The organism is Corynebacterium sp. LK26 (assembly GCF_014335085.1).
Classification (GTDB): Bacteria; Actinomycetota; Actinomycetes; order Mycobacteriales; family Mycobacteriaceae; genus Corynebacterium; species Corynebacterium jeikeium_D.
In genome coordinates, this window is sequence record NZ_PDHB01000013.1 from 33,626 (window position 1) to 55,206 (window position 21,581).

A 21,581-nucleotide genomic window follows, 5' to 3' on the forward strand; every position below is an offset into this window, starting at 1 on the left:
GGCGGGGTTGCCGGCCGGGGGGAGAGGGAGGAGGTGGTGTCTCTCGGAGGGGGCTCCAGTCGTGCCCCGGGCAAAAGCACAACAGGGAAACAAAACCGCCGCGCTTTGGAAAGGCCCAGTCGATGAGGAGACTGGTTTTCCAAAGCGCGGCGTTTTCTACAGCGCTTTCGCATCAACTACTTCAGCGGACGAACACTTCCGGTGAAGTGCGGACGCTTCTTCTTGCGATCCCACGCGACAATGTTGACTGCGCGGCCGATGTTGGAGCTGCCCTCAGTCAGGTTGTGAGCAGCACCTGCACCGTCACCGGTGTGGGTGAGTGCGACATTGATGGTGGTCGGCAGAACGACCGGCGCACCGAAGGAAATCTGGAACTCGTACGACTGACCCGGCAGAACCTGTGCCTCAGCCAGCGCGCGGGAGGCGGTGTACATGCCGTGTGCAATCGCTGCTGGCATGCCCAGAGCCTTCGCGGAGACAGAGGTGATGTGAATCGGGTTCCAGTCACCGGAAACCTTGGCCCACTTGCGGCCGGTGTTGCCAGCCAGCTTCCACTGAGCGGTGGGGAAGGGAACCTTGAACTGCTCGCGTTTGATGGTCTCGGCGCCGGACTTGATGGCCTCACGCTGTGCCTGGACCTCTTCGAAGCCCTCGGCATCCTTCAGGCGAACGCCCTTGGCCAGATACACCGACTGCTCCTCGACCAAGGTGGCGCCGGATGTGGACGATGTAACAGTTGACTCCAGAACAACCTCAGTGCCCGAGCGGTGAGCGCGGAATGCGGCAACCTTCACCGCGATATCAACTTTGCCACCGAGTGTGACAGGCGAGATTTCGCGGTAGGTGTTCTCGGTGTGGACCAGGCCCATCATCGGCAGCGGGAAATCATCCGCAGCCATTAGCTCCATCTGGATGGGCATGATTAGGGCGTGGATGTGGCCGAAGAAAGCCTGTTCAGACTTCGGGGCGCCAACGACGTCGCGGAAGTCCTGGTCACGGTCGGCATCGACAGTGACGCCCTTGACCACTAGTTCATCGACCTTGATTTCGGTGGAGTTCGGGCGTTTCTTCGCCGAACCAGCAGCTGCCTTGGCGTAGAGCGGAACCAGATTGGGAATGGCATCCAGGGTCTTAGCCATAAGTTTTCCTCTTTCCTCCTTATCGGGAGCCTATGCGGAAGCCGCGACTTCGCTTAGGCGCCGACGATGTTCTGACCGCAGACGCGCAGGACGTGACCATTGACGCCGAGAGCGCGGTCGGAGACCAGGAAGGCGATTGCCTGGGCGACATCGCCCGGCTGGCCACCCTGCTGCAGCGAGTTCACGCGTCGAGCAACCTGGCGGTTGACGAACGGAATAGCAGCGGTCATGTCGGTCTCGATGAAGCCCGGAGCAACAGCGTTGATGTTGCCGCCGCGCTTAGCAAACTCCTCAGCGTAAGCCTCGACCATTGCGATAACGCCGGCCTTGGAGGTGGCGTAGTTGGTCTGGCCGCGGTTACCTGCGATACCGGAGGTGGAAGCCATGGTGGCAATACGCGGAGCCTTCTCGAAGGCCTTGTGGTTCAGCAGCTGCTCGTTCATCTTCAGCTGAGACTCGATGTTGACGGCGATGACCGAGCCCCACTTGGCGTCGTCCATGTTGGCGAACATCTTGTCGCGGGTGATGCCTGCGTTGTGGATGACGATGTCCAGGCGACCGTAGCGGGCCACAGCGGCATCGGCAATGGCGTTGCCGGCGTCGTCGGCAGTGATGTCCTGCTGCAGAGCCAGGCCACCGAGCTCGTTGGCAACCTTGGACAGAGCCTCGCCCGCCTGTGGAACGTCGATGACGATGACCTCTGCGCCGTCAGCCTTGAGCTGGCGAGCGATAGCGGCACCGATACCACGGGCGGAACCGGTGACAGCGGCAACCTTGCCAGCCAGCGGCTTATCCCAGTCGGACGGGATCTCGCCCGCGTCGGAGGTGACGCGGAGGAACTGGCCGTCGATGAAGGCCGAGCGGCCGGAGAGGAAGAAGTGCAGGGAGGAAATCACGGATGGCGCGGTGACCGAGACCCCCGGAGCAACGAGGATGCCGTTGGCGGTGGAGCCGCCACGAACCTCGTGGCCGAGGGAGCGAATCAGGCCCTCGATACCACCGGCGACAGCGTTCTCAGCGATCTCGGCCGGGGTTGCGTTGTGGTGAGCATCCTTGGCGCGGGAGACGGTGACGATGCGACCACCCTTGTCCAGCTTGCGCATGTGCTTTGCAGCAGCGAGCACTGGGCCCTGCAGCTCTGCCGGACGCTTGGCCTCAGTGGCGACGAGGACAATGGCACCAATCTTGTCGTCAGCGGCGTTGCCACGACGGACCTGCAGACCCCACTCAGCCAGCTGAGCTGCAACTGCGTCTGCATCTGCACCCTCGCCGGTGACGAGCACCTTGTCGTTGTTCAGCAGCGGACCGCCCGGCTTGTGGCGGCGCAGGAACGGTGGCTGCGGCAGGCCAGCGGCCTTAGCCAGTCCAGTGAGCGGACCACCGTTGACGAGTTCCTGGTACTTATCGGTCATGGAAAATTCTCCTTGAAAGTAAAAGTGTCTTTATCGGTGGTGCGCTTTTAGACGCGAGCCTCGAGAACTGCGACAACACCCTGGCCGCCCGCAGCACAAACGGAGATCAGGCCGCGAGTGGTCTTGCCGGTCTCGTCTGCCTTCTGGCGCAGCATCTTGGCGAGGGCTGCCACAATGCGGCCGCCGGTAGCGGCGAATGGGTGGCCGGCTGCCAGAGAAGAGCCCTTGACGTTGAGCTTCTCGCGCGGGATGGAGCCCAGCGGGCCTTCCAGTCCGAGCTTGGTGCGGCAGAACTCCTCGTCCTCCCATGCCTTCATGGTGGACAGGACAGTGCCGGCGAAGGCCTCGTGGATCTCGAAGAAGTCGAAGTCGTCGAAGGTCCAGCCGTTGCGGGCCAGCAGGCGCGGGGTGGCGTAAGCCGGAGCCATCAGCAGGCCCTCGTCGCCGTGGACGAAGTCAACTGCGGCCGCCTCGGAATCGACGACGTCGGCAAGCACCGGCAGACCGCGCTCAGCGGCCCACTCCGGGGTGGAGACGAGGACGGCGGAGGCGCCGTCGGTAAGCGGAGTGGAGTTACCGGCGGTCATGGTCGGCTCTGCTTCCAGGCCGCGGCCGAAGACTGGCTTGAGCTTGGCCAGCTTCTCCGGGGTGGAGTCCGGGCGCATGTTGGTGTCGCGGGAAACGCCCTTGTACGGGGTGACGAGGTCAGTGAAGAAGCCCTCGTCGTAAGCGTTTGCCATGTTCTGGTGGGAAGCGGCGGCGAGCTCGTCCTGCTCGGCGCGGGTAACGCCCCACTTGGCGGTGGTGATTGCCTGGTGCTCACCCATGGACAGGCCAGTGCGTGGCTCGCCGGTCGACGGAGTGTCTGGAGCCAGGTCGGACGGACGAGCCTTCAGGAAGACCTTTGCCATGTCCAGAGTGGACTTCTGGCGGCTGGCCTCCAGCAGGATCTTGCGCAGACGGTCGTTGACAGCAATCGGAGCGTCGGAGGTGGTGTCCACGCCGCCGGCGATGGCGGAGTCAATCTGGCCCAGCTTGATCATGTTGGAGACAGAGTTGAGGGCTTCCATGCCGGTGGCACATGCCATCTGAATGTCGAAAGCCGGGGTGTCCGGCGCCAGTGCGGAGCCGAGGACACACTCACGGGTGAGGTTAAAGTCACGGGAGTGCTTCAGTACAGCGCCGGCGGAGACTGCGCCGAGGCGCTCGCCGCCGATACCGAAGCGAGCGACGAGACCGTCGATTGCGGCGGTCAGCATGTCCTGGTTCGACTCGTTAGCGTATTCCTTGTTAGAACGAGCGAACGGAATGCGGTTACCGCCGACGACGACTGCGCGGCGCAGAGAGTTATTGTTGGCCTGAGCTGCCATGTGATTGTTCCCTTCAAAATCCTTGAAGTGTGACGTGAATTACTAAATTTAGACAATACTGGTATCGGTGTTTTCTGTCACGTTTTTAGAAATATTTTTGCCCAGTCATCTACCGAGCGGGGGAGGTGAGGGGTAAACACCGTCGTCCACCTGTGAAAAATTCGATGGGCAGCACTCCGGAATCTCAAAAGTTTTCCCGCTTGACGACGGTAATTGCGTCAATCCCCACTAGTTGGGGTGGCGGCCGGAGGTATCAATAGAGTGCAAAGGCGTATAGGGGTTTAGACTTTATCGCCATGCGACCTGAACTTTCCTCGTATAACCATCTTTCCGCGGGCAAGGTCCGGGAAATCTACGAGATTGACCCTGAGACTCTGCTGCTTGTGGTCAGTGACCGTATTTCTGCCTTCGACCACATTCTGGAGACCCCGATTCCTGACAAGGGTCGAGTGCTCACCGCGATGAGCGTGTTCTTCTTCGATGAGATTGACTTCCCGAACCACATGGCTGGCCCGGCTGACGATGAGCGCATTCCGGAGGAGTGCCTCGGCCGTGCGCTGGTGTGCAAGAAGCTGGACATGCTGCCATTCGAGTGCGTCGCACGTGGCTACCTGACCGGCTCTGGTCTGGTCGAGTACAAGGAAAACGGCACTGTCTGTGGCATTGAGCTGCCAGAGGGCCTCGTCGAGGGCTCCAAGTTGCCAGAACCGATTTTCACCCCGGCCACCAAGGCCGAACTGGGCGAGCACGACGAGAATGTCTCCTTCGACGCCGTTGTGGAGTCCCTGGGGCAGAAGCGCGCCGAAGAGCTGCGCGATGCCACCCTGCGTATCTACACCCAGGCTGCTGAACTGGCTGCTGAGCGCGGCATCATCCTGGCCGACACCAAGTTCGAGTTCGGTCTCGACTCCGACGGCAATCTGGTGCTGGCCGACGAGGTTCTCACCCCGGACTCCTCCCGCTACTGGCCAGCCGACTCCTACCAGGAGGGTTCGGTTAACCCGAGCTTTGACAAGCAGTACGTACGAAACTGGCTGACCTGCTCCAAGTCCGGCTGGAAGAAGGACGAGGGCACTCCGCCGCCAGCGCTGCCGGGTAGTGTTGTGGAAGCAACTCGCGAGCGGTACGTCGAGGCCTACGAACGACTGTCGGGCCGCCGCTTCTCGGACTGGATTGGAGAACCTGCGTGAGCGAAGTGACCTTGGACTCGGCATCCGTCGGCAAGCCTGCAAAAAAGGATTTGCCTGCACCCCGTGCACAACGGAAGCCGGTGACTCGGTCCTTCCACGGAAGGGACTTCACCGATAACTTCGAGTGGCTCCGCGATAAGGAAAACTCCGAGGTTATCGAATACCTAGAGGCTGAAAATGCCTATACGGAGGCTTTTACCTCCGATCTTGATGGCGCCGCGGACGCGATTTTTAAGGAAATCAAGTCGCGTGTGCAGGAGACCGACATGTCGGTCCCAACTCGCCTTAATGGCTGGTGGTACTACTCACGCACGCAGGAGGGCAAGTCTTACGGGATGAGCTGTCGCGTGCGCGCGGAGGCCGGTGACGGTCTTGCCGCGTGGACGCCACCGACCATCGCGGACGACTCCCCGGCACCAGGAGAACAGGTCATCCTGGATGCCAACGAGCTGGCCGAAGGCCACGACTTCTTCGCTCTCGGCGCAGCGAGCGTCTCCGCGGACGGCAATCTGCTGGCCTACTCCACCGACGTCACAGGCGACGAGCGCTACACGCTGCGCGTAAAGGATTTGCGCACGGGCGAACTACTTGACGACGAAATTGCGGGCATCGCCGCAGGTGCTACCTGGGTTGGCTCGGAATGGATCTTCTATCAGAAGGTCGACGAAGCCTGGCGGCCGGATTCCGTGTGGCGTCACCGCGTGGGCACCTCTACCGAGGATGACGTCTGTGTCTTCCATGAGCCCGATGAGGCCTACTGGGTCGGAGTCGGTACGGTACGCAGCGAAAAGTACCTGATTATTGAGAGCTCCTCGAAGATTACCTCCGAGGTTTGGTACCTGGACGCCAGTGACCCGACCAGTGAGTTCGCCTGCGTGCGCCCGCGCGAGTCCGGTGTTGAATACGACATCGACCACGCCGTCATTAGTGGCCAGGATATGTGGCTGATTACACACAATATGACTGGCTCGAACTTCGCACTGGCCATGGTGCCGGTGGGGTCTTTCGACAGTATTTCGGATCTCACTGAGCTGGTCCCGCACCGCGATGACGTCCGTGTCGAGGGCGTTGACTGCTTCGCTGGGCACATCGCGTTTGGGTACCGTCGCGGCGGTATTGGGCGTGTGGCGCTGGCGGTATTGGCGCAGGACGAGGATGGTGCTGGCTCCGCTGAAACGGGCGATGCTGCCGACCCAGTGCCAGCGTCCGCTGTGAACTTCGTCGAGCTCGAATTCGACGAAGAGCTCTACTCCGCAGGCACTACCGGCAACGCTGAATGGGACACCCCGGTGTTGCGCTACGCCTACGGCTCCTTCACCACGCCGTCGCAGCTCTGGCAGATTGATATTGCCTCGGACAAGCGGGTGCTGCTCAAGGAGCAGAAGATTCGGGGGGAGTTTAATCGCGGTGATTACGTCGCCAAGCGTGAATGGGTGAGTGCCAGCGATGGTGCCCAGATTCCGGTGTCGATTATTCACCGCGCGGATTTGGATTTGGATGCGCCGAATCCGACGCTGCTCTACGGCTACGGTTCCTACGAATCCTCGATGGATCCGGGCTTTTCCATCGCCCGGCTGTCGCTGCTGGATCGTGGGATGATCTTTGTCATTGCACACGTCCGCGGTGGCGGCGAGATGGGCCGTGGCTGGTGGGAGAACGGTCGCGCAACCACGAAGAAGAACACATTCACTGACTTCGTCGCCGTCGCTGACTACCTGCTGGATTCTGGTTGGACCACGCGGCAGCAGTTGGTAGCGCTCGGCGGTTCAGCGGGCGGCATGCTGATGGGTGTGGTCGCAAACATTGCTGGCGATAGGTTCGCGGGCATTCAGGCCGTGGTTCCGTTTGTCGACTGCCTGACGTCCATGCTGATGCCAGAGCTGCCGCTGACCGTGGTGGAGTGGGATGAGTGGGGCGATCCGTACCACGACCCGGAGGTCTATGACTACATGGCCTCCTACGCGCCGTACGAGAACATCTCGGCCGATGTGAAGTACCCGAAGATTCTCGCGATTACTAGTTTGAACGACACTCGCGTGCTCTACGTGGAGCCGGCAAAGTGGATTGCCAAGCTGCGCGAGGTTGTCGGCGGCGAACCGGGCCAGTTCCTGCTCAAGACCGAGATGTCCGCTGGTCACGGTGGTGTTTCCGGCCGTTACGAACGCTGGCGTCAGACTGCCTTCGAGTACGCCTGGATTGTCCACACTGCTGGTGCGGTGGAGTAACGGCATGGATATGCGCACGCTGCTGTCCGCGCAGGGTTTTGACACCGATTCGCTTTCCGACGATCAGTTGGCCGTCTACCACACGCTTTTTCGGCGGCGGGATGTTCGCCGCGAATTCGCCGGAGAAGTGGTGGACAAGACGCGATTGATGCGCGTGTTGGCGGCCGCTCACGCCGCTCCTTCGGTGGGGCTGTCCCAACCATGGGACTTTCACATCATTCAGGATTCGGCTCGCCTGCAGCGGTTCGCAGACCACGTTGCCGCACGCCGCGCTGAATTCGCAGCGAAACTCGAAGGGGAGCGGCGCGAGACCTTCAACCCGATTCAGATTGAAGGAATTGTGGACTCGGGAACGGGCATCGTCGTCACTTATGACCCGACCCGTGGCGGCAAGAACATTCTCGGCCGCGACACCGTCGATGACACCGGGTTAATGTCTGTCGCGCTGGCTATTCAGAATCTGTGGCTGGCTGCCACGGCAGAGGGGCTCGGCGTCGGCTGGGTCAGTTTCTACCATGAGGATTTCCTGGCCGACTTTGTCGGTGTCGAGGCGCCCGTGCGCCCGGTGGCCTGGCTGTGCATTGGTCCGGTAACGCACCTGGCAGCGGAGCGTGACTTGGAGAAGTTCGGTTGGCGCAGGGGCTTGGCGCTCGATGAGGTTGTGCACTGGGGATAATCACTGCAGCAGGCCCACAATTACGCTCGCGCTGCCCCTATCTGAACTCTTACTTGAAAGGCCTCTGAGTATTCTCCAAGCTTTGTCCTCTCCGTTACCAAAAATTTACATACGCCTGTTTTTGTTGAATCCATGGCAGGCAGTGGGGTGCAAGAACAGATTCGGACGACCGACCAGGTCGTTCGTCCAGCGGGCAAAGAGCTCGTAACTGTTGACGGCGGTGTGGTCGGTTCGCCGCTTTTGGTGTCGGTGTCGGGTTTGCGCGATGGCACGTTGCTCGATGTCGCTCGTTTCGTGGCAGCGATGGAACAGCGCGGTATTACGCCGTCTCTGCTGGTAGCTCCTCATGCGGGTAAGAACTGGTCGTTGCGGGAAGCTCCGGCGGTGCTGGATTGGCTCCGCCGTCGTAGCGATGACGGCATCGAGATTGTTCTCGCGGGGTTCGATCAGTCGGTTCGAGGCCGAGGCGCGGAATTTGCGTCGTTAAGCGAACATGAAGCGCGCTTGCGCCTGACTGCCGCAACGCGCCAGATGCGTGCGATGGGTTTTGAGACGGATGTCTTTGCACCGCCGAAGTGGACCATGTCGCCCGAGACCATGAACGTGCTGCCGGAGCTGGGCTTCCGTGTTGCAGCCGACCGAAATGGGGTCCGCGACCTGACCACTGGTGCTGTTGATCCAACTCGCGTGCTGGCTATCGGCGAGGGCTTCGGCGGCGCCGGTTGGTGGCGCCGCGCGGTGCGCTCCTCAGTGCAGCGCTCGCTGGAGAAGGGCCGCGCGGTGCGTATCTCCGTTAACGCTTCGAAACTGCGGGAGCACAAGCTGCGCCAGGATGTTGTCGGCATCATTGACCAGGCGGTCGATGGGGGTGCGCAGCCGGTCAACCACTCTTCGGTGCCGCTGGGCCGCGAGTTCTTTGAAGGCATGGAGCAGGTCGGCTAGTCGTCACCTCTGACGGCTATCGTGGGACTGCCCTAGTGTGGGGTTTATGAGCAATCTCTTCGACATCCCAGTGACCACCATCGACGGCAACGAAGCAACGATGAGCGACTGGGCAGGCCACGTTCTGCTTATCGTCAACACCGCCTCGGAGTGCGGTTTCACGGATCAGTACGACGATCTGCAAGGACTTTTCGACGAACTCGCACCCCGAGGCTTCTTCGTCCTCGGCTTCCCCTGCAACCAGTTCGGCGGGCAAGAGCCCGGCAGTGCCGAGGAAATCAAGCAGTTCTGCCAGCGCGAATTCGGCGTTACCTTCCCGCTCTTCCAAAAGACGGAGGTCAACGGCGACAGCGCTCACCCACTGTACAAGCTGCTGAAGGAAACCCCGGACGCCGACGGCGAGGCTGGGGACGTGAAGTGGAACTTCGAAAAGTTCGTTATCTCGCCCGAGGGGGAGGTCATCGGCCGTTTCCGCTCCAAGGTCTCGCCTGACGACGACGCTCTGCGCGACCTCATTGAGGAAAATCTGCCTATTTAAACTTGGCTATTTGGTGGCGTCCAGCGGTGCTTGCTCGAAGTAGCCCGTGGCGCCGTAGCCCACGATGCCACCTCGGTTGCGCAGGGTCATGCTAGCTAGACCGACCTTGCCAAGCTCATCGCCACCGATGGTGACCCAGTCACCCTGAACCGCGACAACCATGTTGGCGTGTACCCCAAGGCCTGCGGGGTAGCGGTAGAAAATGATGTCACCCACCTGAGGAGAGAAGTCCTTGTCGGTGACGAAAGCATCATGTGCCTTGTAGGCATCCATGAGCTGTTCGACATCCGTAACCAGCCATGGGTTCTCGGTTGTGGCAGTGCTGTTCTGCGCTGTTCTGTTCTGCGCAGTGTTGTACTGCTGTGTGCTGTTGTTGTCGGTGGCACTATTGGCAGCCGAATTCTCGGGCGTATCAAAGACCGGAACACCCGCGGATGCGAGCAGGAATGACAAGAATGGCGCAGTCCAGGAACCGGAGCAGTCGACCGTGTCTCCGAATGCGTCAAGGTTTGGATTCAGCTTCGATGTCTGGTTCGTAGCCGCAGGTGCAGAACCCGGCCTGGTGGCAGCAGCGGCGGCGACGGCATCTTCATCAGCGGTTGGGTCTGCGTCTGAATTCGGGTGCTCGCCGACCTTGGGGATAACGCTGCGGATGTCGGCATCAGTAGCGCCACACGCCAGGCCGAAGTAAACCTCAGGGGAGGGCTGCTCCTCGTAATGATAGCGCGCAACATCCTTCAGAGCCTGCTGATAGTAGGGGCGGTCTGCCTCGGTGCGGGGGAACGTGCCACCACGCCAAGCCAGAACATTGATAGGACCGAAGAGCGTGAACCACCCGGCGAAGAGGAATACCGCCGTCAGTACCAGGATGGACACAGGCGGGATAGCGGCGCGAACACGTTGCAGCATGCTCGGTGAGGATGCGATCTCCTGGCCGTCGTCAAGCGATGGTGAGGAAGACTCAGACCGTGGTGCGTGAGGCTGCTGTGCGGGCACAGGCGCGGGTGAATCGGTGGTCATATCTTCCCAGGATAGTAGGCGGCACTGCAGTCGTCCTTGGCGAGTGCGTCTGAGCCGTACGTAATGGCATAGTCTGCGGCTCCTGCTGCGGAAGGAGTCGTGCAGTTAGACTGTGGTTCATGACTTCATCCGACATGCGTAACGAGGCCGAGCACGACCCTCGTGAGGATCTGCCGAGCTTCCTGCGTGAGCCGGACAAAATAGACAAGCTTCTCTATGCATCGCTGATGCTGGTTGCCGTGTACGGCTTTGCAATTATCCCGTTCCGCGCGGTTTTGCTGCTCAAGTACACCTTTTTGCATACGTGGCTGACGGGCTCGAATCTCTCGGTGCTGATTCTCGCGTCGGAAAACGAGGATAGGCCGCTCTTCCTCTTCGCTGTTGTGGTGATTGCGGCGCTGTCGACCATCAAGTTCATGCCGTTCTTCTACTGGATGGGCAAGAAGTGGGGGCCGGAATTCATCACGATGAGCTTCGGCGGCCACCCACCGCGATGGTTTAAGAAGATGGAGAACTTCATCTATGAGCGCATCGGGCTGAGTGTGCTGGCATCGTTTGTGCCGTTCTCGCCGATTCCGGCCACGATTGTCGTGGCCATCGGTGGTATTGCGAAGGTGCGCGGCTGGGTAGTAGGTGTGTATCTCTTCCTCTGTGCCGCAATGCTCAAGTGCTTCTACCTGTACATGGGCCTGAAGTTTGGCCCAAGTATCCAGGGCTCCCTGCAGACGATTGACCGGTACGTCACCTACATCACCTTCGCGCTGATTGGCTGGATGTTCCTATCTATCTGGTGGAAAAACAGGAGGCCGGGCGGCCAGGCGGCTTAATCCTGTTCGCGCTCAATCAGCGGTAGCGGGCTGTACTTGTCACGCAGCGCCTTCAGCGACAGATCGTGGGCGTGCAGACGCTTGTCCTCATCCGTGGTCGGCTGGAAGTGCGGTACCGGCTGCGGGTTGAAATCGTCGTCAATTGCGACATAAGTCATGGTCGAGTGCAGAGCCTTGCGCAGCCCGCCGACACCCTTGCGGGGCTCACAGCAGTAGACCTGCACCGACAGGTGCATCGAGGTCGTGCCGGTGCGCAGGATGCGTGCGCGCACCTCAACCAGGTCGCCAATGTGGATTGGGTTGTAGAAGCGAATACCACCTGCGTAGACAGAAATGGTCTGGCGCCCTGCCCAGTTGGTGGTAACTGCCGTCGCAGCCTCATCAATCCACTCCATGGCGGTACCGCCGTGGACGTTTCCGCCCCAGTTAACATCGGTTGGCTTTGCCAGGAAACGTGTGGTCAGCTCGGGTGCGGAAGAGTCCGCGGAATAGGTCTGCGCGCGCATGCTGGCCTCGATGTCGCGGCGGAGCTCAAAACGGGAAAGAGCGGCCTTTTCAACACGCTCTTCTTCCTCCGTTTGCGGCACCCACTTCGGAACCGGTGTCGACTTACCATTTTCATCCATGGCCACGAAGATCACCAGGCAGTCAGCTGCGCGGGTGAACTTGCCCTCGCGCGGATCAGCTGAGAGCACCTCGTTGACGATGTGCATAGAACTGCGACCGGTATGCGCAATCTTGGAGCGCACCTCAACAATGTGGCCGCTGGGAATCGGGCGAGTGAAGTGAATGTGACCGAAGTACGCAGTCACGCAGTAGCGTCCCGACCAGCCGGTCGCACAGGCGTAAGCGGCCTTGTCAATCCACTGCAACACACGGCCGCCGTGGACGGAATTGGTTCCGGCCATAATGACATCGGTCGGCGAAGCCATAAAACGGAGTACAAGAGATGGTGACGCTGGTGCGTGCACCTGTTCAGCTTTTTCAGTTGACTGCGTATCCATATATGAAAGCATAACTCTAGGATGAGGTTATGGTATCCAAAATCTCGCCTTTCGACGTTCGCAGCGCTCTTTCCACCGCCGCACCCTGGGCGGCACAACGTCTTCTCGGCCGCGAATTGCTATCTGACCAAGAGGCTGTCTCCTTCACCGGGGCAGATGGGGCGCAGGGGCCGTCGTTAAGCCGTGCGAGCCTAGCCAAAGCGGTGCGTCTGTCCGTTCGGATGCTCGCCCAAGAGGCGCCGGGGCATAGCGTCGAGGTGCGCGTACCGCCCTTCGTCGCGGTCCAGTGCATTGACGGGCCCAGGCACACACGCGGTACGCCGCCCAATGTCGTGGAGATGTCGCCGGAGATTTGGCTGGGACTCGCGTGCGGAATGATCACGTTAGAGCAGGTGCAGGCGCACATCGATATGTCGGGCACGCGCGCGGCGGAAATCGGGAATCATTTGCCGGTGGCGCGCATTTCTTAAAACCCGTGGGGGGATACTGAATTGGTGCCCGGGCGGGTGGGGCTATTAGTGTGAATGTCGTGGCCGATACCAACATTTCAGGTGCACCAAAGACCAAACTTTTGCCAATTTCGCCTTACGACGATTTGGGGGAGACATCCCCGCGTGAAGAATGTGGGGTCTTTGGCGTTTGGGCACCTGGCGAAGACGTGTCCAAACTCACCTACTATGGCTTGTTTGCCCTGCAACATCGCGGCCAGGAAGCCGCCGGTATCGCAGTCGGCGACGGCGACCAAATTCTCGTATTCAAGGATCTCGGGCTTGTTTCCCAGGTTTTTGATGAGCAGACGCTCGACGCTCTGAAGGGGCACGTAGCCGTAGGGCACACGCGCTACACCACCGCTGGAGCTCCTGCGTGGGAGAATGCACAGCCGATGTTCCAGATGGCCTCCGACGGCACGGACATCGCGCTGGGGCACAACGGCAACCTGACCAACCACCTCACGCTGTTCCGTGAGGCGGTCGACAAGGGCTTGCTGCGCGATGGCGGCGAGCTGCCCAGTGACTCCGCAATCATGACCACATTGCTTGCCGACGAAACCGGCAAGATTGACCACCCCGAAGATTACGGCTGCAGCACCAATGTAGAAGCGGCCGCGATGGCACTGCTGCCACGTTTGAAGGGCGCTTTCTGTCTTACTTTCACCGATGGCGAGACGCTGTACGCTGCGCGTGACCCATACGGTGTGCGCCCGCTGTGCCTGGGCCGCCTGTCCGGTGGCTGGGTAGTCGCATCCGAGACTTGCGCGCTGGATATCGTCGGCGCATCGTTCGTCCGCGAAATCGAGCCAGGCGAGATGGTGGCCATTGATGCTTCCGGTGTGCGTTCGCAGCGTTTTGCCGAGACCACCCACGCTGGATGCATTTTTGAGTACGTCTACCTGGCGCGCCCGGACTCCAACATCCGTGGTCGCTCCGTCAACGCTGTACGTCTTGAGCTGGGCCGCCAGTTGGCCCGTGAGTTCCCGGCTGACGGTGACCTGGTGATGCCGGTTCCGGAATCCGGTACCCCGGCCGCTGTTGGCTACGCCCAGGAATCGGGCATTCCGTTTGGTCAGGGGCTGACCAAAAACGGTTACGTGGGCCGTACCTTCATTCAGCCTTCGCAGACGATTCGTCAGCTGGGCATTCGACTGAAGCTGAACCCGCTGAAGGAAGTTATCGCCGGTAAGCGCTTGGTAGTGGTCGATGACTCCATCGTCCGCGGCAACACTCAGCGTGCCCTGATTCGCATGCTGCGTGAGGCTGGTGCGAAGGAAGTGCACGTGCGCATCGCCGCACCGCCGGTGAAATGGCCGTGCTTCTACGGCATTGACTTCGCCTCTCCGGGCGAGCTGTTGGCCAACGGCGTGGATGAAAATGACATCGTCGCCGGTATCGCAACCGCGATTGGCGCCGACAGCCTGGGATTTGTCTCCATCGATGGCATGGTTGCCGCTTCCGAGCAGGCAAAGACCGAAGTCTGTTGTGCCTGCTTCGATGGCAAGTACCCGTTGGGTCTGCCGGAGGGCAATCCGAATGCGGCAGCTGTGGAGAGGATGCAGGCAGCCCAGGCTGCCAAAGCCGCAACGAGCAATTAGCCTCGAAACCTCCTTAGAATGAACTACGAGAACTGAACCGAGAACGAAGCGCAAGCGGTGCTGTGGATTGCAGCCGTTGCTTTGTTCCCGGTCCGCCAATACTCCCGGATACGGCAGTAACGCCGCCCGGGGGAGAAAGTTTAAAGCGAGAGCCTCTAATGACCGAGAACGTTTCTGGTGCTTCCTACGCTGCAGCCGGCGTCGACATCGAAGCCGGCGACCGCGCCGTTGAACTATTCGCCCCGATTGCCAAGAAGGCCACTCGCCCAGAGGTCCGTGGCGGGCTCGGCGGTTTTGCCGGCCTGTTTGCACTGGGAAACTACGAAAAGCCGCTGCTGGCCGCATCCTCCGATGGTGTGGGGACCAAGTTGGCCGTGGCGCAGGCCGTCGGCAAGCACGACACCATCGGCCTGGACCTGGTCGCCATGGTCGTCGATGACCTGGTCGTGTGCGGCGCCGAGCCGCTGTTCCTGCAGGACTACATCGCAATTGGCAAGGTCGTGCCGGAGCACGTCGCCGAGATCGTTTCCGGCATCGCCGAGGGATGCGTCCAGGCGGGTTGCGCTCTCCTGGGCGGCGAGACTGCAGAGCACCCGGGTGTGATGGAACCAGGCGAGTACGATGTCTCCGCTACCGGCGTCGGTGTCGTGGAAGAGGACAAGCTTCTCGGCCCGGACCGCGTGCGTGAGGGCGATGTCATTATCGCCATGGAATCCTCTGGACTTCACTCCAATGGCTACTCGCTGGCTCGCTACGTTCTCCTGGAGAAGGCCGGTCTGGAGCTCGACGGATACGTCGAAGACTTCGGACGTACCCTCGGTGAGGAGCTGCTGGAGCCAACCAAGATCTATGCGAAGGACTGCCTGGCTCTCATGAACGAGGCAGAGGTTCGCACTTTCTGCCACGTCACCGGTGGTGGATTGGCTGGCAACATGGTCCGCATCATGCCGGAAGGCCTGACCGCTGACATGAGCCGCGCAACTTGGACCCCGGGTCCGATTTTCAAGACCATTGCTGAGCTCGGCAACGTCTCCCGCGAGGAGATGGAGAAGACCTTCAACATGGGTGTTGGCATGGTTGCGATTGTTTCCGCAGAGGACCGCGATCGTGCCCTGGCTCTGCTGACTGCCCGCCACATCAACGCTTGGGAGCTGGGTACTGTCCGCAAGAGCGAGGCTGGCGAGGACGGGGCTGTTTTGCGCGGCAGCCACCCGCGCTTCTAAGCGTCGGCCGGCCGTCGGTTTACTGCGACGGGCGGCCGGGGACTGGGCCGGCTGGTCTGCCGTGGAGGGCGGCCTACTGATGCGACGGGGCGGTCTAGATTCTGGGTTGCACAACGGAGATCCCAGAAAACCACGGGCTGCAAATGTGAAACTGTATGAGTTTATGACACTTTCGAGCCGTTTTTCGGGCGATTTTTGTCATAAACGCAGTCAGTAACTCGGATTGATCCGCCACCGCCGAACATAATCGGCCGAGCATAAACGCAGTCGACGAAGCAAAAGCAAGCACCCACCAACGGAATCGTTGGTGGGTGCTTGCTTTATTGAAATAGAAACGCTTTGCGGAAAATACGACAGCGGTTAGCTTGCGCTAGCTGTCGCGACCAGCGCCTGAGGCCCATTCCTCCCAGTCAGAGTAATAGTCGTCTCGATCGGACTCGTTCGACTTGCCGACGAGTTCCCGCTGCAGACGTTCCAAATCCATTTCTGGTGAATCGTACTTGAGCTGACGGGCAACCTTCGCCTGCTTTGCTTTCGCACGGCCGCGACCCATGGCCTGACCCCCTTGTGTAATCCGTGGGACGGCACGGGGATACGGCCGACCCACTTATGTCTTATTGCGTTAATTCCTGTAAGACACCATAGCCGATTTTTAGACGAAGGGGTTACGCGGGGAGGCCCATAGTGGGTTGTGTCCTCGCGCTCAGGCAACTCAATATGTGTAGTGACCTGGGGAAATATCCTTTCTGAAAAAGAATGGAAAAAGTTATTTTTTCACCACTCTGTCTGGTGGCTTTACCTATTTCCTGTTACCTATTTCCCTCGCAGGCGGTTGATGGCCACACGGCCCGGCGGCAGCTGCTCAACGCGGTCGATGGAGGAGGGGTCGACGGCCACGGCGCAGTCACCCACCACAAGGCCCTCGCGCTCCTGAGCTGAGCGTTTAAGCAGCGCCAATGCAATCGGGCCGTAATCGGCATGTTGCACGACGGTGCCCACGCGGCCCACGGCGCGCTTGCCCATCATCACTGGATCGCCGGTTTCCGGCAGCGTGGCCGAGCCGTCGAGCTGCAGCATCACCAAAACTCGTGGGGAGCGACCAACATTGTGGACACGTGATACCGTCTCTTGGCCGCGATAGCAGCCCTTGTCCAAGTGCACGGCAGCCGTGTCGAATTCAGAGGCGATCCAGCGCGGAGCCTCATGCGGAATCATCTTCTCGTCTACGTCGATTCCCAGCTCTGGGCGCAAGGAGACTACGCGTTCGGCCTCCCAGCCCATCAGACCAACGGGGGAAGCGCCAGCAGCTACCAACGCGTCCCAAGCGCCGACTACATCCTGTCGGCGCACGAGCACATCCACACGCCCGCCGCGTGGCCACGGCAGGTGCCGGACGTAGGAATGTCCCACAGTCGTAGCTTTGCCCACCTGCGGGAATGCGAGGCCAGCGGCTACCAGTACCTCAGGGGCATTCGGCCCCATGACGGAAATAATCGCCCGTTCTACTTCAGCAATTTCCACCTTGGACCAGAACACCATCATGTTCAGGTACTTCAACAGGGAGTCGAAGCCAGCAGGGGGCACGTCGATAAGCACGGAATCGTCCAAAACAGTCAACGTCATGTGATGGAGAACGTGACCGTTTGCATCCAGGTTCAGTGCTTCAGTGACAGTGCCGGGAGCGGCTTCGTCGACCTTCTGCGAAAAAAGTGTGTTGAGGTAGGTCAGGCGATCCTCGCCAGTGACCTCAATAACGCGGTAGTACGAGCGATCTACTACGCCGCAGTCCTCCTGCAGATGACGTTGCTCTACCAGCGGACGGCCGTAGTGCCATGCCACGCTAGCTTGCCCTGCGGTTTGCTCAACGTTTTTCGCTGAGTTTCCGTCTGGGGCGTTCTCTGAGGCCTTCTCCAAACCTTCCATCTGTCCGCCCAGTTCGAGGGCAGCGGCGCCAGCCACGTGAGACATCAAAGGACTTACATACTCAACACTCACTCCCTCATGTTAACCAGAAATCCTCAAATTAAGCATGGATTAAGCTTGTGTGTATGACGGATTCGCTTTCTTCTCTAGTGCTTATCGACGTCTTCGCAGACGGCGGCCCGATTGCTGTCGAGGCAGGACAGCCGTTCCTCTACGCGGATGATCTCGGAGCTATTCGCGGCGACGGAGTTTTTGAAACACTCCTGGTCAGGGGTGGTCATACCTGTAATACCGACCGGCATGAGAAGCGATTCGCATCGTCAGCGCTAATGCTGGATTTGCCAACCCCAGATCTGCAGCAGTGGCGGGCGGCTACCGAGGTCGCACTACAGGAGTTGCGCGATAGGTCAATTGAGGGGGATGCGACGTTGCGGTGGGTGTACTCGCGTGGTCGCGAGTCCACCGGAGAGCCGACTGGCTACGTTTTGGCTAGCTCCGCGGAAAAGGTGGCGGAAAACCGTCTGAAGCCGGTATCGGTCATGCTTGCAGAGCGCGGTTTCTCGCTCGACCTTGGCTCCCGTGCACCGTGGGCGCTCATCGGCGCGAAAACGTTGTCATACGCAGCTAATATGGCCGCTTTGCGCTATGCCAAGTCCAAGGGTTTTGACGATGTCATCTTCACGTCCGCAGAGGGCAAGCTCTTGGAAGGCCCAACATCGACCATCATCGTTCAGCGCGGCAATGAACTGCTGACTCCCAACCCCGGTGAAGGAGTGCTGTCGGGCACAACTCAGGCAGCGCTGTTTGAAACAGCCGCCAACTGCGGCTGGAAAGTCACCCCGACGGTCCTGGTGCCCGGGGACCTATTCACCGCCGATGCGGTATGGCTGGTGTCTTCGGTGCGTATCGCGGTCGTGGTTAAGTCCATCGATGGTGAGCCCATCCGGCAGCCGGATGCAATCGCGGAAAAGGAATTCCGCGACCTGTGTGACAAGGCGCTGGCGACGCAGTAGGGCCCCAAATAGTAGGGCTTGATGCAGTTGGGCGACGCAGTAGGGCCCCACAACGCCCGTCGTAAAGCGGGGAGAACCTAGCCCGCGTAGCGCTTGAGCTGCGCGGACATGCGGGGAGCGAATTCCTCATCCCGCAGGCGCTCGTCCACCCACCCGAGATCGTTGTTCGGCATCAGACCGTAGAGGCGCTTGCCCGGGCCAAGGGATGCAGGACCGGTAGCAGTGACCATTGTGGAGGCTGCCTGCAGCTCCCATGCGCGCTCGGAGACCGGCTTGCCGTAGTAAATCTCAGTAACGCCGGTGGAGTGGACGCAGATGAACTCAATCTCGTCCTCGTTGTTAATGCGCCAAAATCCTGTTTCGCGCTGGTCAGGGCCGGTCGGCTTGCCTTCTTCGTCCAGCTTCCAGATGCGCGACTCATACTTCAGGTAGTTCTCGCCATCGTGGCTGAAAATGAGCTGCTGGCCGAAGTTGTACTCGCCGTCGACGACAGTGTTCGCCTGCCCCTCACCGCGCCACACGCCGACCAGCGGCAGTAGTGCCAGCAGGCCGTCGTGAATATTCGGGCCGAAGCGCAGGTTAGCGGTCTCGTCGGGGATCGGGAGCCCCTCAAGCTCAGTGATGTTGCGCGTAGCGGTGCTCTTGGCCTGCTCGGCCGCGCGGTTGATGGCCTCGTTGCCGTCGAGGCGAGGGGCTTCCGCAGCTGCAGGCTCCTGTGCAGCGGCGTCTGTCTGGTTGCTGCCATTGTTCTCGGTCATGCCTCACACTCTACCGCTGAAGCACTTGTGACCATGTATGGGCTGTTGGTGCATGGTGCCAACGCTGCAACGACGCTTAACGGCGATGCTTGACGACGGCCTTAGCGACGCACCCGACAGTTCTTCTCCGGCAGCTTCTCCGTGGATTGAGCTGACGCCTCGGCGTCCTGCTGGGATGTCGGCGGCATGAAGTTTGTTGGCGACACGGTGCACAGAATCTGTTCGCCTTCGATGGTGATAGAACCGCCCGACACGTACACGCGAGTCGCCGGCATGCCCATCGGTATATCTGAATCCCGCAGTGTCAGAGCGAAGGTGTCCATAATGTGCTGCGTATCAGCCTCAGACAGCTCAGGTTTGATGTGGCTTTTAGAATCCGTTGGGGACGAGGGCGCAGAAATAATCTCCATCGGCGTAATGACCACGTCGCGGCTGACAATGCGCAACTTCGCCGTAACCTGGGTTTTTCCCTGCCATCCGGCTGGCGTGGCCTCGAAGATAGCCTCGGTCTCCCAGCCGCCGGTGGGGGAGGAGTCCTTCAGGCTCTGGATGCTCAAATCGGTCAGTCCCAGCTTGTTTCCCAGAGAGACTCCGTCGAGCGAGAGCTTAGTGAAGTACTGCTTCGTCGGCGATTCTGGGAAATTACCGCTGAGCACTGCCGATGCCGGGATCTTAACGTTGGAAGCTCCGTACTCCAGAGATACCAAGCCGAAGTCGGGCACCTCGACATCGCGGATGCGCGAGGTTACGGAGCTCCACTTACCCGTAACAAAGGAAGACAAGTAGGCCTTGCCACCAATGGCGACGTATGGGGTCATCTCCAGCTGAGCAGTCTCCTGAATATGCTCGGAGAGCTTGTACTCCGCATGGCTGGCGAAGCCCATGTCGGTGGCAATCACCAGCGCGGCAACGGCGAGGATGGAGCCACCGATCTTCTTCTGTCGTCGGGAAATGGACACACTCTATTAGTACCCCATCGCTTTTGGCTCAGACGACATCGGGGAAGTGTTGAATTCGCTGCTGTGTATAGGGTGGGGCGTATGAACGTAACCGAACTGCTTGACGTAGACACCACCGCCGCCGATACGCTACTGCAGCACGCCCACTCCGCCGACGGCGTGGAGGCGTTCGGCGAGGCTTTCGTCCGAGGGCTTGACGACGACTCTTTCGGGCATCGACACTTTGCGATTATTGAGAACGACCGTTACTTGGGCCTGGCCGCCGTTGCGCCGGATGCTGTGGAGATGGTTGTTGACCCGGAGTTTCGTAAGCAAGGAGTGGGGGCGAAGCTGCTTGCGCACATCGATGCTGAGGTCGGCGAGCGCCTGCCTGTCTGGGCTCACGGTGATGTCGCCGGTGCCAGTCGTTTGGCAGAGTTGACGGGACGCAAGGTCATCCGCGAGCTGTTGCAGATGTCCATTTCGGGCTCAGCGTTGGAGAAGGCTGCGGGGGCCGTCGATAAGCGCGATGATGTTGAAGCGCTAACCCTGACTGCGGCACGCGCGAAGTGGGGTGAGGCGGCCGTGGATCGGGCGTGGTTGGCTGTGAATAATGAGGCGTTTGACTGGCATCCGGAGCAGGGAGGTTGGTCGCAGCCACAACTCGATCGCGCTCGGAACGTGCAGTGGTTCGACCCGGAGGGCGTGTTCTTTGCTGCGGATGTGGCCGGGGCGCGCGACAGTGCGGAGGAGATTTGCGGTTTCCACTGGACGAAGTGGCATGCCGAGGAGTCTGTGCCAACTGGCGAGGTGTATGTGATTGGACTGAGCTCGAAGGCACGCGGGCGTGGTCTCGGACGATGGCTGACCAACGTTGGGCTTTCCTATCTCCGGAACCGGGGAGCGGAAAAGGTAATTCTCTATGTGGAAGGCGACAATGCGCCGGCAGTGCGCACGTACCGTGCGGTCGGTTTCGAGGTGGCCCGCCGTGATGTGATGTACGGCGCGTAGATGCGACGGTTCGGTTTATTGGGGGAGTTATTGAAGGCGAGTTGTTGAAGGGGGAGCTTAGCTTTATCTCAGTTTTAGGTGGTTTTCCTCTGGCGCGGGGGCAATGATTCTTGTGTTTTTGAGGAGATGCTGTCCAATCCTCAGTGTTTCAGGGGCGCATTTTAGGGCCTCTTACAGGGAAAATGAGGATAAATAAAGAATTACTTGCGCCGTTCACCAATTGTTAATGTTCTGAACAGGTTCCGGTTACTATCGGTAGATAGGTTCAGCGCAGTGGACCGGA

20 protein-coding genes are annotated in these 21,581 nt (G+C 60.2%); 11 read left to right on the forward strand and 9 right to left on the reverse strand.

All coding sequences use genetic code 11. From position 1 onward, the window contains the following. Positions 1–176: 176 nt before the first annotated feature. From CRD13_RS08050 to CRD13_RS08060, 3 genes are read right to left on the reverse strand one after another with little or no spacing between them, the layout of a single operon-like run. Positions 177–1,139 carry a MaoC/PaaZ C-terminal domain-containing protein gene (locus CRD13_RS08050; RefSeq protein ID WP_016421402.1) on the reverse strand — a complete coding sequence of 321 codons (963 nt, stop codon included), beginning with the start codon at positions 1,137–1,139 and terminating at the stop codon, positions 177–179. Between the two features lie 53 nt (positions 1,140–1,192). Then, positions 1,193–2,551, reverse strand: coding sequence for a 3-oxoacyl-ACP reductase (locus CRD13_RS08055; protein ID WP_049173074.1), 1,359 nt, complete (start codon positions 2,549–2,551; stop codon positions 1,193–1,195). Between the two features lie 47 nt (positions 2,552–2,598). Beyond that, a complete protein-coding gene (locus CRD13_RS08060; RefSeq protein ID WP_016421400.1) occupies positions 2,599–3,921 on the reverse strand; it encodes an acetyl-CoA C-acetyltransferase in 1,323 nt (440 codons plus the stop codon). A 296-nt stretch (positions 3,922–4,217) separates the two neighbouring features. Between CRD13_RS08060 and CRD13_RS08065 the strand changes: the two genes are divergently transcribed. The 5 genes from CRD13_RS08065 to CRD13_RS08085 all read left to right on the forward strand — a co-directional run bounded on the left by CRD13_RS08065 (position 4,218) and on the right by CRD13_RS08085 (position 9,492). Beyond that, positions 4,218–5,111, forward strand: a complete 894-nt coding sequence (locus CRD13_RS08065) for a phosphoribosylaminoimidazolesuccinocarboxamide synthase (protein WP_016421399.1) — start codon at positions 4,218–4,220, stop codon at positions 5,109–5,111. Positions 5,112–5,116: 5 nt separating this feature from the next. Then, the gene (locus CRD13_RS08070; protein WP_370549722.1) at positions 5,117–7,336 is read left to right on the forward strand and encodes a S9 family peptidase; all 2,220 of its coding nucleotides are present in this window, start codon (positions 5,117–5,119) and stop codon (positions 7,334–7,336) included. 4 nt (positions 7,337–7,340) lie between these two features. Then, positions 7,341–8,012, forward strand: a complete 672-nt coding sequence (gene bluB / locus CRD13_RS08075) for a 5,6-dimethylbenzimidazole synthase (protein WP_187401504.1) — start codon at positions 7,341–7,343, stop codon at positions 8,010–8,012. 132 nt (positions 8,013–8,144) lie between these two features. Beyond that, positions 8,145–8,954, forward strand: a complete 810-nt coding sequence (locus CRD13_RS08080; RefSeq protein WP_222866696.1) for a polysaccharide deacetylase family protein — start codon at positions 8,145–8,147, stop codon at positions 8,952–8,954. A 46-nt stretch (positions 8,955–9,000) separates the two neighbouring features. Further along, a complete protein-coding gene (locus CRD13_RS08085; RefSeq protein ID WP_187401505.1) occupies positions 9,001–9,492 on the forward strand; it encodes a glutathione peroxidase in 492 nt (163 codons plus the stop codon). 6 nt (positions 9,493–9,498) lie between these two features. Here the strand turns inward: CRD13_RS08085 and CRD13_RS08090 are convergent, their stop codons facing one another. Next, a complete protein-coding gene (locus CRD13_RS08090; protein WP_187401506.1) occupies positions 9,499–10,512 on the reverse strand; it encodes a hypothetical protein in 1,014 nt (337 codons plus the stop codon). Positions 10,513–10,631: 119 nt separating this feature from the next. Here CRD13_RS08090 and CRD13_RS08095 point away from each other — a divergent pair, with 119 nt between their 5' ends. Beyond that, positions 10,632–11,339 carry a hypothetical protein gene (locus CRD13_RS08095; RefSeq protein ID WP_187401507.1) on the forward strand — a complete coding sequence of 236 codons (708 nt, stop codon included), beginning with the start codon at positions 10,632–10,634 and terminating at the stop codon, positions 11,337–11,339. On the opposite strand, the gene CRD13_RS08100 is transcribed toward CRD13_RS08095, so the two are convergent. Beyond that, positions 11,336–12,343 carry an acyl-CoA thioesterase gene (locus tag CRD13_RS08100; RefSeq protein WP_038626488.1) on the reverse strand — a complete coding sequence of 336 codons (1,008 nt, stop codon included), beginning with the start codon at positions 12,341–12,343 and terminating at the stop codon, positions 11,336–11,338. The genes CRD13_RS08095 and CRD13_RS08100 overlap by 4 nt on opposite strands. A gap of 29 nt (positions 12,344–12,372) precedes the next feature. Between CRD13_RS08100 and CRD13_RS08105 the strand changes: the two genes are divergently transcribed. The 3 genes from CRD13_RS08105 to purM all read left to right on the forward strand — a co-directional run bounded on the left by CRD13_RS08105 (position 12,373) and on the right by purM (position 15,655). Next, positions 12,373–12,813, forward strand: coding sequence for a sterol carrier family protein (locus tag CRD13_RS08105; RefSeq protein WP_070856377.1), 441 nt, complete (start codon positions 12,373–12,375; stop codon positions 12,811–12,813). Positions 12,814–12,863: 50 nt separating this feature from the next. Next, entirely contained in the window at positions 12,864–14,432 is a 1,569-nt protein-coding gene (gene purF, locus CRD13_RS08110) for an amidophosphoribosyltransferase (RefSeq protein ID WP_370549712.1), read from the forward strand. A 158-nt stretch (positions 14,433–14,590) separates the two neighbouring features. Next, positions 14,591–15,655 (forward strand): phosphoribosylformylglycinamidine cyclo-ligase, encoded by a 1,065-nt coding sequence (purM, locus tag CRD13_RS08115; RefSeq protein ID WP_016421389.1) that lies wholly within the window; start codon positions 14,591–14,593, stop codon positions 15,653–15,655. 370 nt (positions 15,656–16,025) lie between these two features. Here purM and CRD13_RS08120 read toward each other — a convergent pair whose 3' ends face one another. Next, complete coding sequence (locus CRD13_RS08120; protein WP_005511943.1) at positions 16,026–16,208, reverse strand: DUF3073 domain-containing protein; 183 nt, start codon at positions 16,206–16,208, stop codon at positions 16,026–16,028. Between the two features lie 260 nt (positions 16,209–16,468). Then, entirely contained in the window at positions 16,469–17,623 is a 1,155-nt protein-coding gene (locus CRD13_RS08125; protein ID WP_049173066.1) for a folate-binding protein YgfZ, read from the reverse strand. A gap of 80 nt (positions 17,624–17,703) precedes the next feature. On the opposite strand from CRD13_RS08125, the gene CRD13_RS08130 reads away from it, so the two are divergent. Then, positions 17,704–18,591: an aminodeoxychorismate lyase gene (locus tag CRD13_RS08130; protein ID WP_187401508.1), complete on the forward strand. Its 888-nt coding sequence runs from the start codon at positions 17,704–17,706 to the stop codon at positions 18,589–18,591. Positions 18,592–18,668: 77 nt separating this feature from the next. Here CRD13_RS08130 and CRD13_RS08135 read toward each other — a convergent pair whose 3' ends face one another. Next, positions 18,669–19,349: an FABP family protein gene (locus tag CRD13_RS08135; RefSeq protein WP_048732117.1), complete on the reverse strand. Its 681-nt coding sequence runs from the start codon at positions 19,347–19,349 to the stop codon at positions 18,669–18,671. A 101-nt stretch (positions 19,350–19,450) separates the two neighbouring features. After that, entirely contained in the window at positions 19,451–20,308 is an 858-nt protein-coding gene (locus CRD13_RS08140) for a DUF2993 domain-containing protein (protein ID WP_088611733.1), read from the reverse strand. 81 nt (positions 20,309–20,389) lie between these two features. Between CRD13_RS08140 and mshD the strand changes: the two genes are divergently transcribed. Continuing rightward, positions 20,390–21,298: a mycothiol synthase gene (gene mshD, locus CRD13_RS08145; RefSeq protein WP_088611732.1), complete on the forward strand. Its 909-nt coding sequence runs from the start codon at positions 20,390–20,392 to the stop codon at positions 21,296–21,298. Positions 21,299–21,581: the final 283 nt, after the last annotated feature.